Genomic DNA, 18,691 nt, shown 5'->3' with positions numbered 1-18,691 from the left:
CCGGCGGTCGTGGTGGTGGCGGTGGCGCGGGGACCGCGGTGGCAGCGCCCGACAGGCGACCCGGTCGCCGCCAGGCACGCCACAACACACAGCGGTCACCGGAACTTCCCCACGGACGGCCGGTTTGCGGTTGTCACGGTGGGTGACCGCGGGAGCTCGTCGGCGGTGGGCTCGTGGCGGCTTGTCCGGCCGGCGCCTTCCGGTTCGCGTCGGTGCGTCCTCGCCCCCGGCCGCGCCGCCCGTCGGGACGGCGTGGTGGCGGTGGTGTGTCGCTACCGGGTGGCGAATCCGTCCACCAGGGCCCGGAGCCCGTCCGAGTAGGTGTCCTGGGCGGTCAACGCCTCCCATCGGTCGGCGACTTGCGCCAGCCGGGGAACCTCGACGGGGTCGAGGCCGGCGAACACGCTCTCTCGGTGGACGGGCCGGTCGTCGTGCGCGCGTCGCCGGGCCGCTGCCGCCCGGACCGTGATCTCCCCGGCTGTGTAGTACCAGATCGCGCGGTAGCCGTGCACGGCCTGGTCGAGCGTCAGCCCGCAGTCGACGAGCCCGTCCACGATCTGCTCGACGAACCACAGCGCGGTCCTGGACAGCAGGTCGTCGGCGGTCAGCACCGCCACGATCCAGGGGCAGGCGGCCAGTACCTCGTGGATCGCCTCCGCGGCGACGATGATCCGCTCGCGCGGGTGGGCGGGCAGGTCGGGCCGGTGCAGTGTCCGCGTCGCGTAGTCGTCCAGCAGCAGCACGAGCAGCTCGTCCTTGTTGCGGACGTGATGGTAGAGCGCCATGGGCGTACTGCCGATCTCCGTGGCCAGTCGGCGCATCGTCAGCCGGGCCACGCCTTCCTCGTCCAGGATCCGAAGGGCCGTCCCGATGATCTCCTCGCGGGAGATCCGGGGAGGTCGGCCGGGGGTCTTGTGCGGTGCGGGCGTCTGCGGCATGTCCCCCATCTTCCCCCGGGTGTCGACAGCGGGGCGTACCGGGCGCTAGTTTTCGTACATGTACAGAAACTTACGGGGGCGCCCCGGCGCCGTGCTGGCGGCGGCTGCCGTCGCGCAGTTCGTCTTCGCCCTGGACCTGTCGGTGGTCAACGTCGCGCTGCCCGCGATCCGCCTCGCCCTGGGATTCACCCCGCTCGGCCTCTCCTGGGTCGTGCACACCTACGCGCTCGCCCTCGGCGGACTTCTGCTGCTCGGCGGCCGGGCCGGCGACCTCTACGGCCGACGCCGGCTCTTCGTGCTGGGCCTGGCGGTCTTCGGACTGTGCTCGCTGGCGGGCGGCCTGGCCCAGGCGCCCTGGCACCTGGTCGCCGCCCGGGCCGGCCAGGGCCTCGGCGCCGCCGCGGCCGCCCCGGCCGCGTTGGCCATGCTGACCGCCACGTTTCCCGAGGGCCCCCGGCGCACCCGCGCGCTCGGGGTGTGGAGCGCGGTGAACGCGGTGGGCGGCGCACTGGGGGTGCTCGCGGGCGGGCTGCTGACGCAGTACGCGGGCTGGCGGTGGGTCATGCTGATCAACCTGCCCATCGTCACCGCGGCCCTCCTGCTGGTCCCCGCAGGCGTACCCGCCGACGCACCCGCCGCCCGGCACAAGGATCAGGACGTGCTCGGCGCCGTCCTGGCGACCGGCGGAACCGGCCTGCTGGTGTTCGGCGTCGTCCGTACCGACACCGTCGGATGGACCTCCCCGGCCACGCTGCTGGTCCTCACCTCCTCGGCCGTCCTGCTGGCTGCCTTCGTCGTCACCGAATCCCGGACCCCCGCACCGCTGTTGCGCCTCGGGCTGCTGCGCAGCCGCCAGGTCGCCGGCGCCAACGTCCTGGTGTTCCTCGCGGCGGCCGGGCAGTTCAGCGCCTTCTACTTCGTGTCCCTCTACCTGCAACAGGTCCTCGGCATGGGCGCCGCCGCCACCGGTGCCGCGTTCCTGCCCTTCTCCGGCGGCCTGATCGTGGGCACCATCGCCGCGACCCGCATCACCTCCTCCCGCTCCCCTCGCGCGGCACTGGTACCCGGCGCGCTGCTGGCCGCCGCGGGGCTGGCCTGGTTCGCCACGATCGGAGCGGACGGCGGCTTCCTCACCGACGTACTCGGCCCGTCCGTCCTCACCAGCATCGGCACCGGACTGGTCCTGGCGCCGGTCGCCGCCGCCGCGACCACAGGCGTCACGCCCCGCGAGGCCGGCATGGCCGCAGGCGTCTTCAACAGCTCACGCCAACTCGGCGCCTGCGTCGGGCTGGCCGTCCTCGCAACCGTCGCGGCGCACCGCACCGGCACGGCCACCGGCCCCGCCGCACTGAACGACGGCTACGCCTCGGGCCTGGCCGTCGCCGCCGCGCTCTTCCTGCTCGCCACAGCCGTGGCCATCGCCGCAGTCCCCCGCCACCGCGCCACGACCACCATCCTGCGAGCCACCACCCCCGCAGAGAACCAACCGGAAGGAACGCCGTCATGACGACGACACCCATCGACCTGTTCGCCTCGGCGCTGCTGTTCCACCCCGACGGCGACGTCCGGGCCGCCGAACGCCGAATGACGAGCAGCGACCCGGGCACATGGCAGATCGCGACCTTCCACGTCGAGACGGATGCCGACGTCCACGCCGATCACTGGGAAATGCACCCGGAGGCGGACGAGGCGGTGTGCTGCCTGGCAGGCGGCGCGCGGCTCCACTTCCGTCCCGCCGGACCCGGCGAATCCGGTGAGGCAGTGCACCTGCCGGCGGGCGCCGCTGTGATCGTTGCCCGCGGCCGCTGGCACCGCCTGGAACTGGACGCTCCCAGCGACCTCATGTCGATCACCCTCCGCCGCGGTACCCGCCTCGAACGGCGCACCGACACCCGCTGACCGCCGCGCGGCCCGGCAAGCCCCGCCGGCGGGCCGCCACCCGGCGCCCACGGCAACTGCGCCGATGACCGAGCGGCCCGGGCAGTGCGCAGACCCACGGCCAACCGGGGGAATCGGCGAACGCGCCTCCGCGAGCACCACATCGACCTGCCGACCCGTCGGCGACCCACGTGCCGTGACATCCGCGGCCGGATGCTCCCAACCAACCGGCCGCGCACGGGGAATCCGAACCGGCCACCGACACCCGCCGACGGGTGGGCACGAGTGGACACGGGTGGAAGCCGATCGCCCGTATTTGGCCTGGAAGGTGGACAGTCTTCCGTTGGAGTCTCGGTCACGTCCGAACGACGCACCGCAAAAGGGGCGGTCGGTCGGGGGCCGGGCGAACGCGCCCGGCACGAAGAAGCGCGGATCCGCGCTTCGGGTCGATCCGGGACGTCGGAGAAGGAAGACCATGGCAACGATCGCACCGGCCGGTGTGCACATCCACGCGGAGCCCAAGGGCGCGCCCGGACACGGGGGCGGCGACAGGAGTGCGTCCATGACGCACCGCCAGATCATGAAGGCGCTCTCGGGCCTGATGGTGGGCCTGTTCGCCGCACTCCTGTCCTCGACCATCGTGACCAACGCCCTGCCGACGATCATCAAGGACCTCGGCGGCGGCCAGTGGGCCTACACCTGGGTCGTCACGGCGGCCCTGCTATCCCTGACCGCCTCCGTCCCGCTGTGGGGCAAGCTCGCCGACCTGGTCAGCAAGAAGGCACTGGTCCAGACGTCCCTGGTCATCTACATCGCCGGCTCGGTCATCGCGGGTCTGGCGCAGAGCCCGGCGATGCTGATCGGCGCCCGGGTGGTGCAGGGCCTGGGCGCGGGCGGTCTGACCGCCCTGGTCCAGGTGGTCATGGCAGCGATGATCTCCCCGCGCGAGCGGGGCCGCTACTCCGGCTACACCGGCGCGACCATCGCCATCGCCACCGCCGGCGGCCCGCTGCTCGGGGGCGTCATCACCGACGCCGACCAACACGGCTGGCGCTACTGCCTGTTCGTCGGCATCCCCTTCGCACTGATCGCCATAGCCGTCCTGCACAGGACCCTGCACCTGCCCGTCACCCGGCAGAAGGTCAAGGTCGACTGGACCGGCGCGTTCCTCGTCACCGCGGCCGCCTCGCTGCTGCTGATCTGGGTGACCTTCGCCGGCGACGCATACCGGTGGCTGTCCTGGCAGACCTTCACCATGGTCGGCACCACCGCCCTGCTCACACTGCTGTTCATCGTCACCGAGACCCGCGCCGCGAACCCGATCATGCCGTTGCGCCTGTTCCGCAACCGCACCATCACCCTCGCCTCGCTCGCCTCGCTGCTCGTCGGCGTCGGCATGTTCTGCGGATCGGTCTTCTTCTCCCAGTACTTCCAGCTCGCCCGCGACGAGTCACCGACCATGTCCGGCATCATGACCACCCCGATGATCGCCGGCATGTTCGTCTCCTCCACGCTCTCCGGCCGGTTCATCACCTCGACCGGCCGCTGGAAGGGCTGGCTGGTGGCCGGCGGCGTCCTGCTCACCGCAGGCCTGGGCCTGCTCGGCCTGATGCGCCACGACACCCCCTACTGGCAGCTCGCCCTCCCCATGACCCTGCTCGGGGCCGGCGTGGGCATGATGATGCAGAACCTCGTCCTGTCCACCCAGAACCAGGTCGACACGGCCGACCTCGGAGCCGCCTCCTCCGTGATCACCTTCTTCCGCTCACTCGGCGGCGCGGTGGGCGTCGCAGTCCTCGGCTCCCTGATGTCCTCCCGCATCGCCCACCACGCCACCGCCACCATCACCGGCCTCACCCGCGAAGCACAGACCGAAGCCGCCCACGCCACGGGCAGCGGCGCACTGCCCGCCATGAACCAGCTCACCGCCCCCGTCCGCACCTGGCTCCAGGGCGCCTACGGCCACGGCATTGCAGACGTCTTCCTCTACGCCGCCCCCTGCGCACTCCTCGCCCTCCTGCTCTGCCTCCTCATCGAGGAAGCCCCCCTGCAGACGTCCGTCGCACCGGCCCGGCCCGCCGACGACGAGACCGTGTAACGCCGTCACCCGGCCACCCGGCCACCCCGACGGCACGTCACCCCGTCACCCCGTCACCTTGTCGGCACGGTCCACCACCCGGCGGACCGCCCGCCACCGCCGGCCCGGAAGCGGACAGCACCCCGTCAAGTCTTCGTCACATCGAACGACGCCCGGCCAGGGCGGCCGATCGAAGGGCTGCACGAGCAACCCACTCCCCTTCATCCCCCTTGCGCGGCCGACCCCGGCCGCGCCGCACCCCCAGCGAGGTCCCCATGAACCACATCGGCTCCGAGTCGCCGGCCGACATCGTCGCGCGGCTGCGCGCCACCTTCCGCACCGGCCGCACCAAGCCCCTCCCATGGCGCACCGCACAGCTGCGCGCCCTGCGCGAGATGCTCACCGAAGGCGGCGAAGACCTGGCCGCCGCCCTGCACAGCGACCTCGGCAAGCCCTCCGCCGACGCGTACCGCACCGAGATCGACTTCACGATCCGCGAGATCGACCACACCCTCGAGCACCTCCGGACGTGGCTGGCCCGCGAGGCGGTGGAGGTCCCGCCGCAGCTGGGACCGGACGCGTCGGCGTGGACCCAGTACGACCCGCTGGGCGTCGTACTGATCATCGCCCCGTGGAACTACCCCGCCGGGCTGCTGCTCGCCCCGATGGTCGGCGCGCTGGCTTCCGGGAACGCGGTCGTCGCCAAGCCGAGCGAGCTGGCCCCGGCCACGTCCGCGGCCCTGGCCAGGCTGCTGCCCGCCTACCTCGACACCACCGCCGTGGCCGTCGTCGAAGGCGCGATCCCCGAGACGACGGCGCTGCTGGCCGAACACTTCGACCACATCTTCTACACCGGCAACGGCACGGTCGGACGGATCGTCATGCGGGCCGCCGCCGAACACCTCACCCCCGTCACCCTGGAACTGGGCGGCAAGTCCCCGGCCTTCGTCGACCGCGGCACCGACCTCGGCGTGGTCGCACAGCGGCTGGCCCGCGGCAAGTTCCTCAACGCCGGACAGACCTGCATCGCCCCGGACTACGTGCTGACCGACCCGCAGACCGCCACCGCCCTCGAAGGCGCCCTCACCCGCGCCGTCGAAGACCTCTACGGAACCGACCCCGCAACCTCCGGGAGCTACGGACGAATCGTCAACGAACACCACTTCGACCGCCTCACCCGCCTGCTCGACTCCGGCCGCACCGTCGTCGGCGGGGACGGCGATCGCACGAACAGGTACATCGCCCCCACCGTCCTGGCCGACGTCGACCCCGCCTCCCCCGTCATGCAGGAGGAGATCTTCGGCCCCATCCTGCCGGTCGTCACCGTGGCCGGCCTCGACGAGGCGATCGACTTCGTCAACGACCGCGACAAGCCCCTCGCCCTGTACGTGTTCACCGACTCCGACACGACGCGGCACCGCATCGCCGCCGAGACCTCCTCCGGCGCCCTCGCCCACGGCCTGCCCGTCGCCCACGTCATGGTCCTGGACCTGCCCTTCGGCGGCGTCGGCGCCAGCGGCATGGGCAGCTACCACGGCCGGTACTCCATCGAGACCTTCAGCCACCGCAAGGCCGTACTCGCCAAGCCGCTCACCTGAACAGCCACCCACCACCCACACCCGACAACACCCCGAAAACGAGGAACCGCCCACCCGAACACGGCTACTGGACCACCACACACCCCGAAACGCAGGCGCACCCCACCGACAACGAACACCCTGCCCGCCGTCCGGCATCCGGCCCGCACGAGGACAGCGCCGACACGACGACCGGCAGCAACAACGCCACCACCTGCCGCACAAGCAGGACGGCACCGATCACAGGAAACCGCCGTACGTCATGAGTACGCGCACTCTGGTCCCGGGCCCGGGCACACCACCACGCTTGGACCATGCGCCCCACACCACCGAACCCCGTACTGTCCCTCCTGCTGTTCCTCGCCGCGGCCGCGGCATGGGCCGCCTGGCTGGGCTGGGACCAGCACTACGACGTCCACCCCGACGGATCACAGACCGGCCCCTACCAACCCTGGCAGGTCATCGCCCTGGTACTGACCCTCCTGCCACCCGTGGCCTGGGCGGCCTACCGCAACCACGGCACCGACGCCGTCCTCGGCACCACGACAGGCCTGACCGCCGCCGCCTCCTACGACTGGTCCGACGACTCCACCGGCCTCTACCTGATCGGCGTCGCCATGGTCGCGGCCGCAAGCCTGGCGGTGACCCTCGTCCTCTCCACCGTGATCAGCACCCTGACAAAAACCACCCACACCCCCTCCCACACGCCCTGACACAAGCCGCCACGCCCCCCGGCCTACACCGACACACACCCCGAACACCAAACCCACCCCACCCGGTACGCCACCGAGCGCCGTCAGGGCGGCGGCCCGGCGTCGGACCACAGGGGTGTCGTCCGCACCGCAAGCGCCGGACGTCGACCTGCTGAAGGACGACCAGGGCCTGACGTGGGGGTTGTTGGCCATCGTCCATGCCGCTCGGTGGGCAAGGCATCGCTGGAGCACAGCCCAGGAAGCAGGATCCAGCGGGACGGGGTGCGGACGTTCGCCGAGTCGGACGGTCTGCGCGAGCGGGTCGATGTCGGTGATCTGGAGCCTGCGAACCTCTGCGTTTGAGGCGCCGTACAGCAGACCGAGCATGCCGGGCAGGGCTTCGTGCGGTCGACGCGGTCGTCGCCGGTCCAGCAGTGGAAACGTGGCTGCGGTTCCTGGAGGAGGCCGAGGGCGCGCCCGCAGGTGTGCTCGACCGCCCGGTGGTCGTCGGCGGCGGTGAAGCCGAGGCGGCGGCGGACGTGCGCCTGCCCGTCCTCGTCTGTCCACGCGACCGAGGACGAGTCGGGCTCGACCACCTGGTCGACCCGAGCAGGTCCACGGTGTCGATCCCGATCCGCGTCCGGACCAGCGGCCGGCGCGCGCAAGGGCCGGTGCGTCTCTCGTGTCACCGATCCCCCGGGCGGGTGAGAGCAGGGAGGTGACGGCATGTCGGGGACGGAGTGTGCGGGCGCGCGTCGATGATGGCTGCGTCCGCCGCTGACGTCGTCCTGGAGACCGCCATGCCCCGACGGGCTACCTTCCGCTTCCGTTTCATGACCTCCGCCGCCGCGCTCGCCGTTCTGGCATCCGCCTCCGCCTGCGGGTCGGAGAGCTCGCCGAGCGCGGCCCCCTCCGGGCCGGCGAGTGGTACCTCGATCGCCTGCGCCGGGTCCGGCCAGCTGCTCGGGGCCGGCTCCACCGCACAAGGCAATGCGATCGACGTGTGGAAGGCCGCCTTCGGCGCGGCCTGTCCGTCCGTCACCGTCACATACGGCGCGGTCGGCTCCGGCGCCGGCGTCCAGCAGTTCAACGAGGGCAAGGTCGCCTTCGCCGGTACCGACGCGGCCCTGAAACCGGCCGACGTCGACGCCTCCAAGCAGGTCTGCACCGGCGGCCGGGCCATCGACCTGCCGATGGTCGCCGGACTGATCTCGATCGTGTACAACGTGGACGGCGTCGACAAGCTGACCCTGGACTCCCCGACCATCGCCAAGATCTTCAACTCGCAGATCACCAACTGGAACGACCCGGCGATCGCCGCCCTCAACCCCGGCGTGAACCTGCCCGACGCCGATATCCAGAGCATCCACCGCTCGGACGACTCCGGCACGACCGCCAACCTCACCGCCTACCTCGCCGCGACGTCGAACGGCGCGTGGCCCTACCCGTCGAGCAAGGCCTGGGCGGGCCAGGGCGGCCAGTCGGCCAACGGCAGCGCGGGCGTCTCGGCCCAGGTGAAGCAGGTCAAGAACTCGATCGGCTATGTCGAGCTCTCCTTCGCCCAGACCAACAACCTCAAGAGCGCGCAGATCTCCACCGGCGCCCCCTCCCCCGTGGAGGCCACCGCGGCGAACGCCGCCACCACCTTCGCCTCTTCCAAGGTCGTCGGCACCGACGGCGACCTGACCCTCGACCTCGACTACGCGACCACGGCGCCGAACGCCTACCCGATCGTCCTGGTCACCTACGAGGTCGTCTGCGACAAGGGCAACAAGTCCGCGTCGCTGGACGCCCTGAAGGCCTTCCTGACCTACACCAGCAGCGCCCCCGCCCAGCAGTCCATCGGTTCCGTCGGCTACGTCGCGCTGCCGCAGGAAGTCGCCTCCAAGGTCCAGGCGGTCATCCCGACACTCTCCTGATCCGGCCGGCGCCCGGCCGAAGGCCCGTCGGACCGGGGACCATGGACCAGGGGCGAGGGACCGGCAGCGGAGGAGCTGCCGGCTGGGCGAGCGCACTGTCGCCCGGCTCGGCGGCTTCCCGCCGGCTCCACCGCCGCTACGAACGCAGGGCCGACCACTCCGCGGCCTCGCCGGCATCGCAGCAGGCATCGCAGCAGCAGCGTCTGCACCCGCAGACGCTCCGGGCGAGATGATGTCCTCTCAGCCCCAGTTCTGCAGCTGCTGGAGCAGGTCGGCATCGCCCTCCACCCGCACCGAACCGGCCGGGATGCGCATGTACATGAGCAGGGCCACCTCGCTCGCCGTGCCGTGGATAGCGGCGGTGGGCTTGCTGTCGGCGGCCTCCGCCGCGGTGAGGCGGGTGAAGCGGGAACCGGCGGCGTCCACCGTCTGGCGCCAGGTGCCGGCCTCGGCTGCGTGGTAGTCCATGGTGGCGGGCTCGCCCGTCCACGGGACCGTCACGGTGCAGACGGTGGCGAGGAACTCGTCGATGGCTTCGACCGCCTCCGTCGTCGGCAGCTCCTGCGGGGTGCCGGAGGCCAGCTGGGCGTCGTAGGTGTGGATCAGCGTCTCCGGGACGCGGCGGCGGGCCGCGGCGGCCACCGTGTGCGGCGAGGCCAGCGGCTCCCACCAGGCCCAGCAGCCCCGGTCCGGGCCGGTCTCGCGCAGAGCGGTGAGCAGCTGCTCCGTCGAGTCGGCCAGCCAGGTGATGAGGGCCTCGCGCTCCCTGGGCGCCGCCAGCCCGTCCTTGCTCGGCCGCTCGTCGCCCGGCGCGGTGTTCCGCACGATGTGGGCCCAGAAGCGGTCCCCCTCGCTGAGGTGGTTCGCCAGGTCGTACAGCGTCCAGCCCGGGCAGGAGGGGACGTCGGCGTCCAGGCTGGGGGCTGCGGCGACGGCGGCGCGAAACGCGGCGGACCGCTCGTCGAGCATGCGCAGCAGGGTGGGGAAGTCGAGATGTTCAGTCACGCAGACCTTGTATCACCCGGACCGGAACTCTCGCACTCGATTTTGAGGCCCCCGATACCCGGTTCAGCACCGCAGTTCTGCCTCGCGCTCGCACATCACCGGACCTCCGGCAGTAGTGCGTCCCAGATCGAGTTCTCCATTCCCGATCCAAGCAGCCCACCTTCTCCTACCACCACCACCGTATTGCCGGTGCGCCGCGCGCGAAGACCCACCTCCGCATCCGCCGCAACTGAATCGGCCTCGGGGTCACCCGCCGGCCCTGCTTCCGGTCGGTCGCCGACGGCGTCATCTCGCGGGGCGAAGGATGCCTTCGGGGTCGGCGAGCGCCTCCTCGGCAAACTCGTCGAAGTCCATGTTCCCGATCGACAGATTCGCGTGCACATCATGGACGGCGGCCGGAGTGCTGCGGAACTCGCGTGCCGGCGAAGAGTCGATGAGCTCCTGGTAGTACATCGGGTCAAGGTCCTCGTCCCCGCACAAGAGGTCGAGAGCCAGAAGGGCGTCCCGAAGCCGGGATACACACTCTGCTCAGCGGGCTGGACAGCGAGGAGAACACGCTCGCGGCTACGAGATCGTCCTGCGCGATCCGTCCAGCCGGGAACACATCGCGGCCACGGGGACCAGCACCGGGAGGGTCGCGCGAGAGGTCTTCCACTCCACCGCCGCGCCGACGAACAAGCCTTGCCGTGGTGGCAGGAGCAGCAGCCGAGGCCTCGAAACCTGCGTCGGCGTCCTGAGAACTGGTTCTCCGCCCGGTCCGAGGCGTCGATGACGAGACCTGACCGCCGGGCCATCGAGATTCCGGCGCAGGCCCTCACACAGGCGTAGGAGAGGGCGAACACGGCTCGCAGCGCAGTACCTGCCGCCAGAACGCGCTTGTCGGGGCAGCGACCGGTCGGGTCCACACCGCCCAGCGCCGACCCTCCTAGAGTGATCTCCATGGACATCGAACTCGACCCGCCGAACGGAATCACCGGCTTCCCCATCGGCATGCCCGCCGAGGACGTCAGGACCGCCGCCGCCCGTCTCGGCCGGGTCAAGGTGTCCAACGAGGGCTCCACCAGTCCCTTCCGCCCGATGCGGATCACCGCCCTGCACCCGCAGTTCGAGATCGTCTTCCACCTGGAGAAGGCCCGGACGCTGCGCGCCGCCGAGGTGTGGATCCCCCGGCCCGGCCCGGAGGAGATCACGGTCCGGTTCCGCGGCACCGACGTGTTCCGTACCCCTGCCCTCCAACTGGTGCGACAGCTGGAGGAGGCGGGCCTGACCGTTCGCCACGACGAGCCGAGCTTCCGGACCGTCCCCAGGCTCTCCCTCGGCTTCACCCGCACCGCCGGCCACGAGGTGCCCCTCGACGCCGACGGCGAACCCCTGTACTTCCAGGCGGTCCTTGCCGGCCCGACCGACTACTACGACTTCCTCCTCGACAACGCGTAGAAGCCGCAGCCCTCCGAACCGACGCGAGCCCGCACTGCGCCTCCCGGCCCAGGCCACCCCGGACCGCCGGCACCCGGTTCGTCTCCGGCGGCTTCGGCGGCTTCGGCGGCTTCGGCGGCTTCGGCGGCTTCGGCGGCTTCGGCGGCTTCGGCGGCTTCGGCGACGATGCTGCTGTCGATCAGGGCTGTCCAGTTGCGGTCAGCGGTCGTACTGCAGGACCGCCTGCCCGGAGGATCGCACGGCGGTTCTCGGGATCCTGAACGTCGCAGGTCGTTACCGGGATCACGGCATGGATGGCCCGGGCCCGGGGAGTTCGATGGTGGCGTCCTTCGATGCTGCCCGGGCGAGGGTGTCCGCCAGCGTTGTGCAGGCGAGCCGGGTGACGGACCGCAGCTCGGTGTCCGGGGTTCCGGCGCGGCTCAGGACGGCCAGCGACTGGTTGACGGCGACCACGAAGACGGCGAGTTCGTCGAGCGTCCGGGTGTCGGCGGAGGAATCCGCCAGCGCTGCGCGTACCCGTTGGCGCTGCGTGTCGAGCAGGCCACGGACCTGGAGGCTGTGCTCCTCGTTCAGCGTCGGCGACAGCGTGGCGGACTGGGCGATGAGGCACCCCGTGGGGACCCTCGGGTCGGCGATGCGGCGCAGGGTGACGTCGAGGAACGCCTCGACCGCGCGCACCGGATCACCGGGGTGCGCCGTCAGCGCCTGCTCGTACTGCGTGCCGTAGATCGACGCGTAGCGGTCGAGGCACTGGCGGAACAGGGCGTCCTTGGTCCCGAAGGTGCCGTAGAGGGAGCCGCGGCCGAGACCGGTGGCGGACCCGAGGGCGTCGAGCGAGGCGTCCGCGTATCCGCGCTGCCAGAACACGCGCATCGCCTGGTCGAGGGCCGCCCCGACGTCGAACTGCTTCCGGCCGGACATGGGTGCACCTCTCGTTCCGCGATCTCCGGTGCGAGCCTACCCCCATCTTGGATCGATCGGTCAAACTATCTTTGACTGATCGATCCAAGATGCTTAGCGTGGTGAGCCGGCGCTTCCCACCGGAAGGCCGCACGAGGATCGATGACACCGCATCAGACGTCCACACCCCCGTCGTCCCGCCCGTCGACGGACCCCCGCAACGCGTCGGGTTCTGGCCCATGGCCCGCGTGCACACCGGGTAGTGCCGGACGGGACGCCGCCGATTCCGCTGTCGGTCCCGACAGCCCTGCCGCAAAGGATGATCATGACACTGCCATCGGACCACCTGCCCCTGCCCGAAGGCCCCGGTTCCGCCTCCCGGGCGCCGAACCTCCCGGACCGATTCGCCGACACCTTCACCAGTCGGTACGTCGACATTGGCGAGCTGCGCCTGCACGCCGTCACCGGCGGCGAAGGCCCCCCGCTGCTGCTGCTCGCCGGCTGGCCCCAGACCTGGTACGCCTGGCGCCTCCTGATGCCCGCGCTCGCCCAGGACTTCCGGGTCGTCGCGGTCGATCCGCGCGGCGTCGGGCTCTCCGACAAACCCCTGGCCGGGTACGACACCCGCACCCTCGCCCGCGACATGGTGGCACTGATGGACGCGCTCGGGCATCGGCGCTTCGCCATGGTCGGCCACGACATCGGGATGTGGACCGGCTACGCCCTCGCCGCGGATCACCCCGACCGGATCGACCGCCTGGCCGTCGCCGAAGCCGCGATCCCCGGGCTCTCCCCCACGCCCCCTCTCTTCGGCAGCCAGGAGGCCAACGACCGTCTCTGGCACTTCGCCTTCAACCGGCTGACGGGCATCAACGAGCAGCTGATCAGCGGACGGGAGCACCTCTTCTTCGGCCACCAGTTCGCCACGAAATCCGCGAAGGCACTGCCGGATTACGCCGTCCGGCACTATGTCGACACCCTCGCCGCCGACCCGGAAGCCCGGCGGGCCAGCTTCGAGTTCTACCGTGCTCTCGACACGACCATCGAACAGAACCAGCAGCGCACGACACGACGGCTGACCCTTCCTGTCCTGGCGATCGGGGGTGCCCAGAACCTGGGCGCATCGGTCGGCGCGACGATGAAGCTTGCCGCCGACCACGTGGAGAGCATCGTCCTCCCCGACTGCGGCCACTACCCTGCCGAGGAGGCCCCGGAGGCGATGCTGTCGGCACTGACCACCTTCCTGGCGCCCTACCGTGAGACGGTGCACACAACGACCGCGCGGAGCTAGGCAGTACGGGAGACCACCTTCCGCCGGCGCGGCCGCGTCAGTGCCACCGCCCTCCTGCGCCGGCTCACCATCCGCGCCGAGCACCGTCAGAAGCGGCCCACCGGGTGGAGCAGGCGACGCCGCGCTCCCGACCGCGGGGGTCAGTGCGCAGCCGTGCCCTCCGTGCCGTCCACGCCGTCCGTGCCGTCCGTGCCGTCGGGCAGGACCGGTAGCGGCCAGGCGGGGTCGGGAGTCCAGGCGGTCCACGGGTCGGCGAACGGGCCGGCCCGGCCCTGGAGGAGGCCGAGCGCGCGTTGGCGGGCCTGCTCGACCAGGGTGTGGAGGTCGTCGCCGACCAGGCCCAGCCGTCGGCCGTGCGCGTACTCGTCCTCGTCCTTCCAGGACCAGGCGGAGAGGTCGGGCTCCACCACGAGGTCGACGAACAGGTCGAAGGTGTCGATCCCGGCCGGGCGCCGGGTGTGGGGCAGTTCGAAGTTCACGTACCAGTGCAGCGGCTCCCCCGTGCGGGCGTCCTGGAACCGGTGCACCGAGAAGTGCTCCCCGGCCAGGAAGGTGCTGCGCAGCGCGGTGCCGGTCCAGCGGTAGGGGGCGAGGGTCCAGGTGCCGGCGGCGAGGTGGTCCAGGCCGCTCTCGCGGAGCGCGGTGTCGCCGGTGGCGAGGGAGTCGATCCAGGTGGTCGGGGCGAGGGAGGTGATGCCGGGCCAGTAGGCGAGTTGGAGGTTCTCGCCGGTGTCGTCGATGACCCGCTGCGGCATCGCGGTCCAGACCCGGCCGCGGTGGACGTCGCGGTGCACCACCGTGCTGCCCGCCCGGAACCGGGCGGTCGGGGTCCGCCCTGCGGGGTCGGTCACGGCCGGGCCCCGGTCGGGCAGACGGGCTCGTGCCAGACCGTGCGGACGACCTGGCCGCCCGGACGGATGTGTTCGCTGGACCAGGTCCGGCAGCACCTGCCTGCGCCGCGCCGCCGGACCGCGGCCGACGGCCTCGCGGCACAGACCGGGGCGACGGGAGCAGGCACGGCGAGCGAGGCCGGACGGCGGCGACGGCGGCGCCTGGTGGTGGGAGTCGTCATACCGCTGGCTCTGCCCATCCCCACCCGCCGACGAACCCGAACCTCACCCGAACGGAGCAAGCTCTGCCCGTTCCACGCCGGGCCCCGCCCTGGCACCGAGACCCGAAGCCACGGGCGCGAGTGGGAGGACGCAGCACGGTCCGGCCGCCCGGCTGGCAGGACCCACCGGTTCCGCTGGGCGGAACTCTGCCAGCAGCAGCTTGGCCTCGATCGGCAGCCCGAGGCGGCTCGGCTCGACCGGGGCCTGGGTGACCAGCCTGCCCTGGGCGGCCAGTTGGGCCAGGCGGCGGCGCACCGTGCTCTCCGGGTGGCCGGTCCGCGAGGCCAGGGCCGCCGCGCTCGGCCGCCGCGCGTTCGGGCCCGGTCGGCACCCGGTGGGGCCACTCGGAGGTGAGCCGGAAGACGTGCAGGATCGTGGCGCTCTCCGGCCACGTCACCGCCTGCGTGGACGGAAGTTGACGAACGACCAGCGGGTCGCGTGGGCCCGGCTCGGTGCGGGCGGCCGCGAGGATCTCGTCCCCCGAGGTGGTGACGTCGACGAACGGGATGTGCTCGCGCGCCACGAGCGCGGCCACGATCGTGTCGGGTCTCCCCCGCAGGACCCGGATGCGCAGGAACAGGGCCCCGGCCGACCCGCCGTCCCGCGGCCGCACGACCGCGCGACCGCGCGACCGCGCGACCGGTGAGATCACCACGCGCAGGGTGGCGGCACTGAGCCCCAGCACCGCGCAGGGCGAGGCGGTCCGGTCCTCCGCAGGCCGGCTGGTCAGGTGGCCGGGGTGGCGGATCTTCCCGGTACCGGTGGGGATCCCGGGACCGACCACCCAACCTGATAATCGATTATCAATCTGATCGTCTATCATTTCGCCATGGCCCGAGCAGGTCCACACACACGACGGGACGCGATCATGCGCGGGTACCACGCCCCCGGCGACGCCCTCAGACCCCATGACCTGGCCAAGGAGCAGGGCGTGAGCCTGGCCGTCGTACGCGAGGCACTCGTCCGGGTGGTCGGCGCGGGCCTCGCCGACCGGCTGCCCACCCGCGGCTTCGCGGTCCCGGCCTTCTCCGACCACCGCCGGCAGGAGACCACGAACCCACGGAACCCAGGAACCCACGGAACCCACGGGATCCACGGGATCCACGGCCGAAGCCTGATGCGCCTCGCCCCCGTCCGCACCACCGCACCTGACCACAGAGATCGGAGCCACGGCATGACTTCCGTCGAGGCGAGCGCACGCCGCCGCTGTCACCACGCCGTCAGCCCCCTGCACGCATCGGTGTACTTCGCATCGGAACACACGGAAGCACTCACGGCACTCGGCCTGGATCACGGCCCCATGGCCTACCTCGCCGGCCGCGCGGCACCGCTCGGGGCCGTCGGCGCGGGCACCGTCACAGCAACGTTCCACAACTTCGACCACGCGCACATACGGCGGTACATCCCCGCCGCGTGGGCCGTGACCACGCCGAGGGAGGTGCTCACCGCACGGCTGCGCGGCGTGGACCGGACACTGCGACGGCTGCTCGGCAAGGAGACCGTCACGTCCACGGCCATCACCGAGGCGGCCCAGCTGGCCCTGCACGCCACCGAGGCCTGCCGCCGCGAGGCCCGGCCGCTGTACGCCGCCAACGCCGACCTCCCCGTCCCCGAGCAACCGCATCTGGCGCTGTGGCACGCCGCAACGCTGCTGCGCGAACACCGCGGTGACGGCCACGTCGCCGCCCTGACGATCGCCGGCCTGTCCGGCATCGAGGCGCTGGTCCTGCACAACGCCACCGGCACGGCACCCACCTCGGCCCTGTTCATGCGCACCCGCGGGTGGTCCGCCCTGCAGTGGGACACCACCCGGGACCGGCTGCGTGAACGCGGCCTGCTGGACGCAGCAGGCGATCTCACCGGGGCGGGCACCGCCCTGCGCGCGGAGGCCGAGGCACTGACCGACCGCCTCGACGCCGCCCCGTACGACCACCTGGGCCCGGCCGCCACCGCACGCCTCACCGAACTCGCGGACCGGCTCTCCACCACCCTCCGAGCAGCAGGCGCCTTCCCCGCGCAGCACTTCGGCAAGGGCTGACAGGGGACGACAACGACCGGGACCATCGACGCGGCACGCGCCGACGACCTGACCGGCTCCCACGCCTGCACCCGACGGCCTCGTACGGGACCCTGCCCGCAGGCATGACCCTGTGCTGAACCCCGGCATCGTCGAAGGCGCCACGCAACCGGATCGCGCTGTGGGATCCGAGCCGCCCGGTGGCACCGAGAGGCCTGCCGCTCCCGGAAACTGCTGGTCGATCGAGCCGCGGGCTGGAAGACTCGGCCCCCGTGGACATGGGGATCTCCGGTTTCACGCCGTCGTTCCTGACCGGGATCGAGGCGGTTCGGCAAGCTCACGGATCACGGCTGGCGACGCTCGTCGGCAGGCCGCTGACGGGGTACGCCCTGGTCCGCTTCGTCGAGGACGGAGACTGGTTCGCCGACTGCCCGGTGGTGCTCGACTTCGACGGCCTCCAGGTGGAGGTCTGCCACACGCAGCTCGACCGGCTCTCGATCGGCTGGAACACGATCGACACCACGGCCGCCATCACCGGGTGGGAGTGGTTCGAGCTCACCCCGCGGTGGTCACACGGCGATGAACGCCTCGAACCCCTGGTCGGCCAGGAACTGCTCGAGGTCGCGCTGCTCGAGTGGCGTCCGGCAGAGCACGACCTGGCAACCGGCACGGTGGAGGTGGAGTTCACCTTCGCCGAGGGCCGTCTACGGATCGTCAACGGCCTCGACGAGAACCGTCTCGAGCTCGGTGCGGCCCGGCCGCAACACATCCGGCACCGGCTCGAGCGCTGAGAGCCGGAGAGGCAGCAGGCTCAGCGCACGAACAGGCACCCGGCCGCGACACCCAGACAGAGCGCGGCACCGAAGAACAGGCCGACGATGCGGTGCAGGCGGTACGCCCGGGTGAACACCCGGGCGCTCTTCGGCCTTTCGGGCAGGTAGGCGACCGGTACGCGGGCTCCGAGGGCAGGCCCCGTCCCCGTCGTGGGAGGCCGGAACCTGACGGATCCGCCCTGCCGGTCGGTGAACTCGATGACGGGGGTCGAATAGTCGTCCCCCGACGTGTGCTCCTGGTCCACCACCACCCCCACGGCGTGCACCCCGGAGCGCGACAGCCGCATCTGCAGCCACGCCTCCCGGACACCGGCCCCCAGACTCACCAGACCCGCTATGACGGCCAGCCCGACACCGATCGTCTCCCCTGCCATCCGTCACCTCCTCCCCGTACACGGCGCCCGCCCGACACGGCCACCCACCGGGAGGACGCGACCCGAAGCCCGACGGTTCACCGAACTGCGCCGCACCGCGCCGCGCCGGCCGTCGCCCGTCGCCCGTCGCAGGCGCAGCCTGCGCGAGTGCGTCGCCGCCCACGGGCACCCGATCAGCACCACCCGCCCCCGCCCCACCCCCGCAGCAAGAGGAGCCCGCCGGGACACCCGGGCACACCGCCGGATCGGTCTCCGTCCGCACCGCCCAGGGCGGCCACGTCGCCGGCGACGTGATCGCCGACTCCCTCACGGGCCTGATCCCCGGCAGACCCGCGAACCCGCCGCGCTCCACGTCGGCCACGGCACCGCGCTGGAACCCGGCCGGGTACGGCACCGGGCCGGGCGCGAACACCGCCGCCTGTCACGGTTGCAGTCCGCAGGCCGCCTCACACCCCCCGGACGGGACGACCCAGCCGCTGAACCGCACCGGGCACCAGCATCTGCCGCGGCCGTCCGTAGCCGGCCCTGCCGAGCCCGCCGGTCGGCCTGCGGCCGGGTGGTCAGCCGTACGGCCGCGGCCGGGACGGGCCCGTCAGTACGGGTCCCGCCCCGGCCACGGGTCGCGGGTCCGCCCGGCCGCA

At 72.0% G+C, this 18,691-nt stretch carries 16 protein-coding genes and 1 pseudogene; 11 read left to right on the top strand and 6 right to left on the bottom strand.

Annotated elements, in window-relative coordinates:
* Window positions 1–272: 272 nt before the first annotated feature.
* Window positions 273–938, bottom strand: coding sequence for a TetR/AcrR family transcriptional regulator (locus tag AC2TEW_RS32900; protein ID WP_484626933.1), 666 nt, complete (start codon window positions 936–938; stop codon window positions 273–275).
* A 58-nt stretch (window positions 939–996) separates the two neighbouring features.
* On the opposite strand from AC2TEW_RS32900, the gene AC2TEW_RS32895 reads away from it, so the two are divergent.
* From AC2TEW_RS32895 to pstS, 6 genes are all read left to right on the top strand, one after another.
* Window positions 997–2,445: an MFS transporter gene (locus AC2TEW_RS32895; protein ID WP_484626932.1), complete on the top strand. Its 1,449-nt coding sequence runs from the start codon at window positions 997–999 to the stop codon at window positions 2,443–2,445.
* The gene (locus tag AC2TEW_RS32890; protein WP_484626931.1) at window positions 2,442–2,837 is read left to right on the top strand and encodes a cupin; all 396 of its coding nucleotides are present in this window, start codon (window positions 2,442–2,444) and stop codon (window positions 2,835–2,837) included. Before AC2TEW_RS32895 ends, AC2TEW_RS32890 begins: the two co-directional genes overlap by 4 nt.
* Window positions 2,838–3,378: 541 nt before the next feature.
* The gene (locus AC2TEW_RS32885) at window positions 3,379–4,914 is read left to right on the top strand and encodes an MFS transporter (RefSeq protein ID WP_484626930.1); all 1,536 of its coding nucleotides are present in this window, start codon (window positions 3,379–3,381) and stop codon (window positions 4,912–4,914) included.
* A 254-nt stretch (window positions 4,915–5,168) separates the two neighbouring features.
* Complete coding sequence (locus tag AC2TEW_RS32880; protein WP_484626929.1) at window positions 5,169–6,491, top strand: aldehyde dehydrogenase family protein; 1,323 nt, start codon at window positions 5,169–5,171, stop codon at window positions 6,489–6,491.
* A 293-nt stretch (window positions 6,492–6,784) separates the two neighbouring features.
* Window positions 6,785–7,183, top strand: coding sequence for a hypothetical protein (locus AC2TEW_RS32875; RefSeq protein WP_484626928.1), 399 nt, complete (start codon window positions 6,785–6,787; stop codon window positions 7,181–7,183).
* A gap of 779 nt (window positions 7,184–7,962) precedes the next feature.
* A complete protein-coding gene (gene pstS / locus AC2TEW_RS32870; RefSeq protein WP_484626927.1) occupies window positions 7,963–9,081 on the top strand; it encodes a phosphate ABC transporter substrate-binding protein PstS in 1,119 nt (372 codons plus the stop codon).
* 240 nt (window positions 9,082–9,321) lie between these two features.
* On the opposite strand, the gene AC2TEW_RS32865 is transcribed toward pstS, so the two are convergent.
* Entirely contained in the window at window positions 9,322–10,086 is a 765-nt protein-coding gene (locus AC2TEW_RS32865; protein WP_484626926.1) for a maleylpyruvate isomerase family mycothiol-dependent enzyme, read from the bottom strand.
* 285 nt (window positions 10,087–10,371) lie between these two features.
* Window positions 10,372–10,581 (bottom strand): DUF6924 domain-containing protein, encoded by a 210-nt coding sequence (locus AC2TEW_RS32860; RefSeq protein ID WP_484626957.1) that lies wholly within the window; start codon window positions 10,579–10,581, stop codon window positions 10,372–10,374.
* A 444-nt stretch (window positions 10,582–11,025) separates the two neighbouring features.
* On the opposite strand from AC2TEW_RS32860, the gene AC2TEW_RS32855 reads away from it, so the two are divergent.
* Window positions 11,026–11,523 carry a hypothetical protein gene (locus tag AC2TEW_RS32855; protein ID WP_484626925.1) on the top strand — a complete coding sequence of 166 codons (498 nt, stop codon included), beginning with the start codon at window positions 11,026–11,028 and terminating at the stop codon, window positions 11,521–11,523.
* Window positions 11,524–11,805: 282 nt separating this feature from the next.
* On the opposite strand, the gene AC2TEW_RS32850 is transcribed toward AC2TEW_RS32855, so the two are convergent.
* Window positions 11,806–12,444 (bottom strand): TetR/AcrR family transcriptional regulator, encoded by a 639-nt coding sequence (locus tag AC2TEW_RS32850; protein WP_484626924.1) that lies wholly within the window; start codon window positions 12,442–12,444, stop codon window positions 11,806–11,808.
* A 304-nt stretch (window positions 12,445–12,748) separates the two neighbouring features.
* Between AC2TEW_RS32850 and AC2TEW_RS32845 the strand changes: the two genes are divergently transcribed.
* Window positions 12,749–13,714, top strand: coding sequence for an alpha/beta fold hydrolase (locus tag AC2TEW_RS32845; RefSeq protein WP_484626923.1), 966 nt, complete (start codon window positions 12,749–12,751; stop codon window positions 13,712–13,714).
* Between the two features lie 140 nt (window positions 13,715–13,854).
* Here AC2TEW_RS32845 and AC2TEW_RS32840 read toward each other — a convergent pair whose 3' ends face one another.
* Complete coding sequence (locus AC2TEW_RS32840) at window positions 13,855–14,565, bottom strand: ribonuclease FAU-1 family protein (protein ID WP_484626922.1); 711 nt, start codon at window positions 14,563–14,565, stop codon at window positions 13,855–13,857.
* Between the two features lie 1,090 nt (window positions 14,566–15,655).
* Here AC2TEW_RS32840 and AC2TEW_RS32835 point away from each other — a divergent pair.
* From AC2TEW_RS32835 to AC2TEW_RS32825, 3 genes and pseudogenes are all read left to right on the top strand, one after another.
* Window positions 15,656–15,832 (top strand): annotated as a pseudogene (locus tag AC2TEW_RS32835) (GntR family transcriptional regulator); the annotation flags it as partial.
* 168 nt (window positions 15,833–16,000) lie between these two features.
* Window positions 16,001–16,864 carry an SCO6745 family protein gene (locus AC2TEW_RS32830; RefSeq protein ID WP_484626956.1) on the top strand — a complete coding sequence of 288 codons (864 nt, stop codon included), beginning with the start codon at window positions 16,001–16,003 and terminating at the stop codon, window positions 16,862–16,864.
* Window positions 16,865–17,121: 257 nt separating this feature from the next.
* Complete coding sequence (locus AC2TEW_RS32825; RefSeq protein WP_484626955.1) at window positions 17,122–17,634, top strand: hypothetical protein; 513 nt, start codon at window positions 17,122–17,124, stop codon at window positions 17,632–17,634.
* A gap of 20 nt (window positions 17,635–17,654) precedes the next feature.
* Here AC2TEW_RS32825 and AC2TEW_RS32820 read toward each other — a convergent pair whose 3' ends face one another.
* Window positions 17,655–18,050, bottom strand: a complete 396-nt coding sequence (locus AC2TEW_RS32820) for a DUF3592 domain-containing protein (protein WP_484626921.1) — start codon at window positions 18,048–18,050, stop codon at window positions 17,655–17,657.
* Between the last annotated feature and the right edge of the window lie 641 nt (window positions 18,051–18,691).

This window comes from Kitasatospora sp. NEAU-CNBT7 (genome assembly GCF_057220535.1).
Note: the sequence above shows the minus strand (reverse complement) of the source record. Positions and strands in the feature narration are given on the sequence as shown.

Coding starts and splice junctions, on each gene's coding strand:
- AC2TEW_RS32875 (WP_484626928.1), top strand. CDS start 6,785: ATGCGCCCCACACCACCGAACCCCGTACTGTCCCTCCTGCTGTTCCTC.
- pstS (WP_484626927.1), top strand. CDS start 7,963: ATGCCCCGACGGGCTACCTTCCGCTTCCGTTTCATGACCTCCGCCGCC.
- AC2TEW_RS32900 (WP_484626933.1), bottom strand. CDS start 938: ATGCCGCAGACGCCCGCACCGCACAAGACCCCCGGCCGACCTCCCCGG.
- AC2TEW_RS32895 (WP_484626932.1), top strand. CDS start 997: ATGTACAGAAACTTACGGGGGCGCCCCGGCGCCGTGCTGGCGGCGGCT.
- AC2TEW_RS32890 (WP_484626931.1), top strand. CDS start 2,442: ATGACGACGACACCCATCGACCTGTTCGCCTCGGCGCTGCTGTTCCAC.
- AC2TEW_RS32845 (WP_484626923.1), top strand. CDS start 12,749: ATGACACTGCCATCGGACCACCTGCCCCTGCCCGAAGGCCCCGGTTCC.
- AC2TEW_RS32885 (WP_484626930.1), top strand. CDS start 3,379: ATGACGCACCGCCAGATCATGAAGGCGCTCTCGGGCCTGATGGTGGGC.
- AC2TEW_RS32850 (WP_484626924.1), bottom strand. CDS start 12,444: ATGTCCGGCCGGAAGCAGTTCGACGTCGGGGCGGCCCTCGACCAGGCG.
- AC2TEW_RS32830 (WP_484626956.1), top strand. CDS start 16,001: ATGACTTCCGTCGAGGCGAGCGCACGCCGCCGCTGTCACCACGCCGTC.
- AC2TEW_RS32880 (WP_484626929.1), top strand. CDS start 5,169: ATGAACCACATCGGCTCCGAGTCGCCGGCCGACATCGTCGCGCGGCTG.
- AC2TEW_RS32820 (WP_484626921.1), bottom strand. CDS start 18,050: ATGGCAGGGGAGACGATCGGTGTCGGGCTGGCCGTCATAGCGGGTCTG.
- AC2TEW_RS32825 (WP_484626955.1), top strand. CDS start 17,122: ATGGGGATCTCCGGTTTCACGCCGTCGTTCCTGACCGGGATCGAGGCG.
- AC2TEW_RS32855 (WP_484626925.1), top strand. CDS start 11,026: ATGGACATCGAACTCGACCCGCCGAACGGAATCACCGGCTTCCCCATC.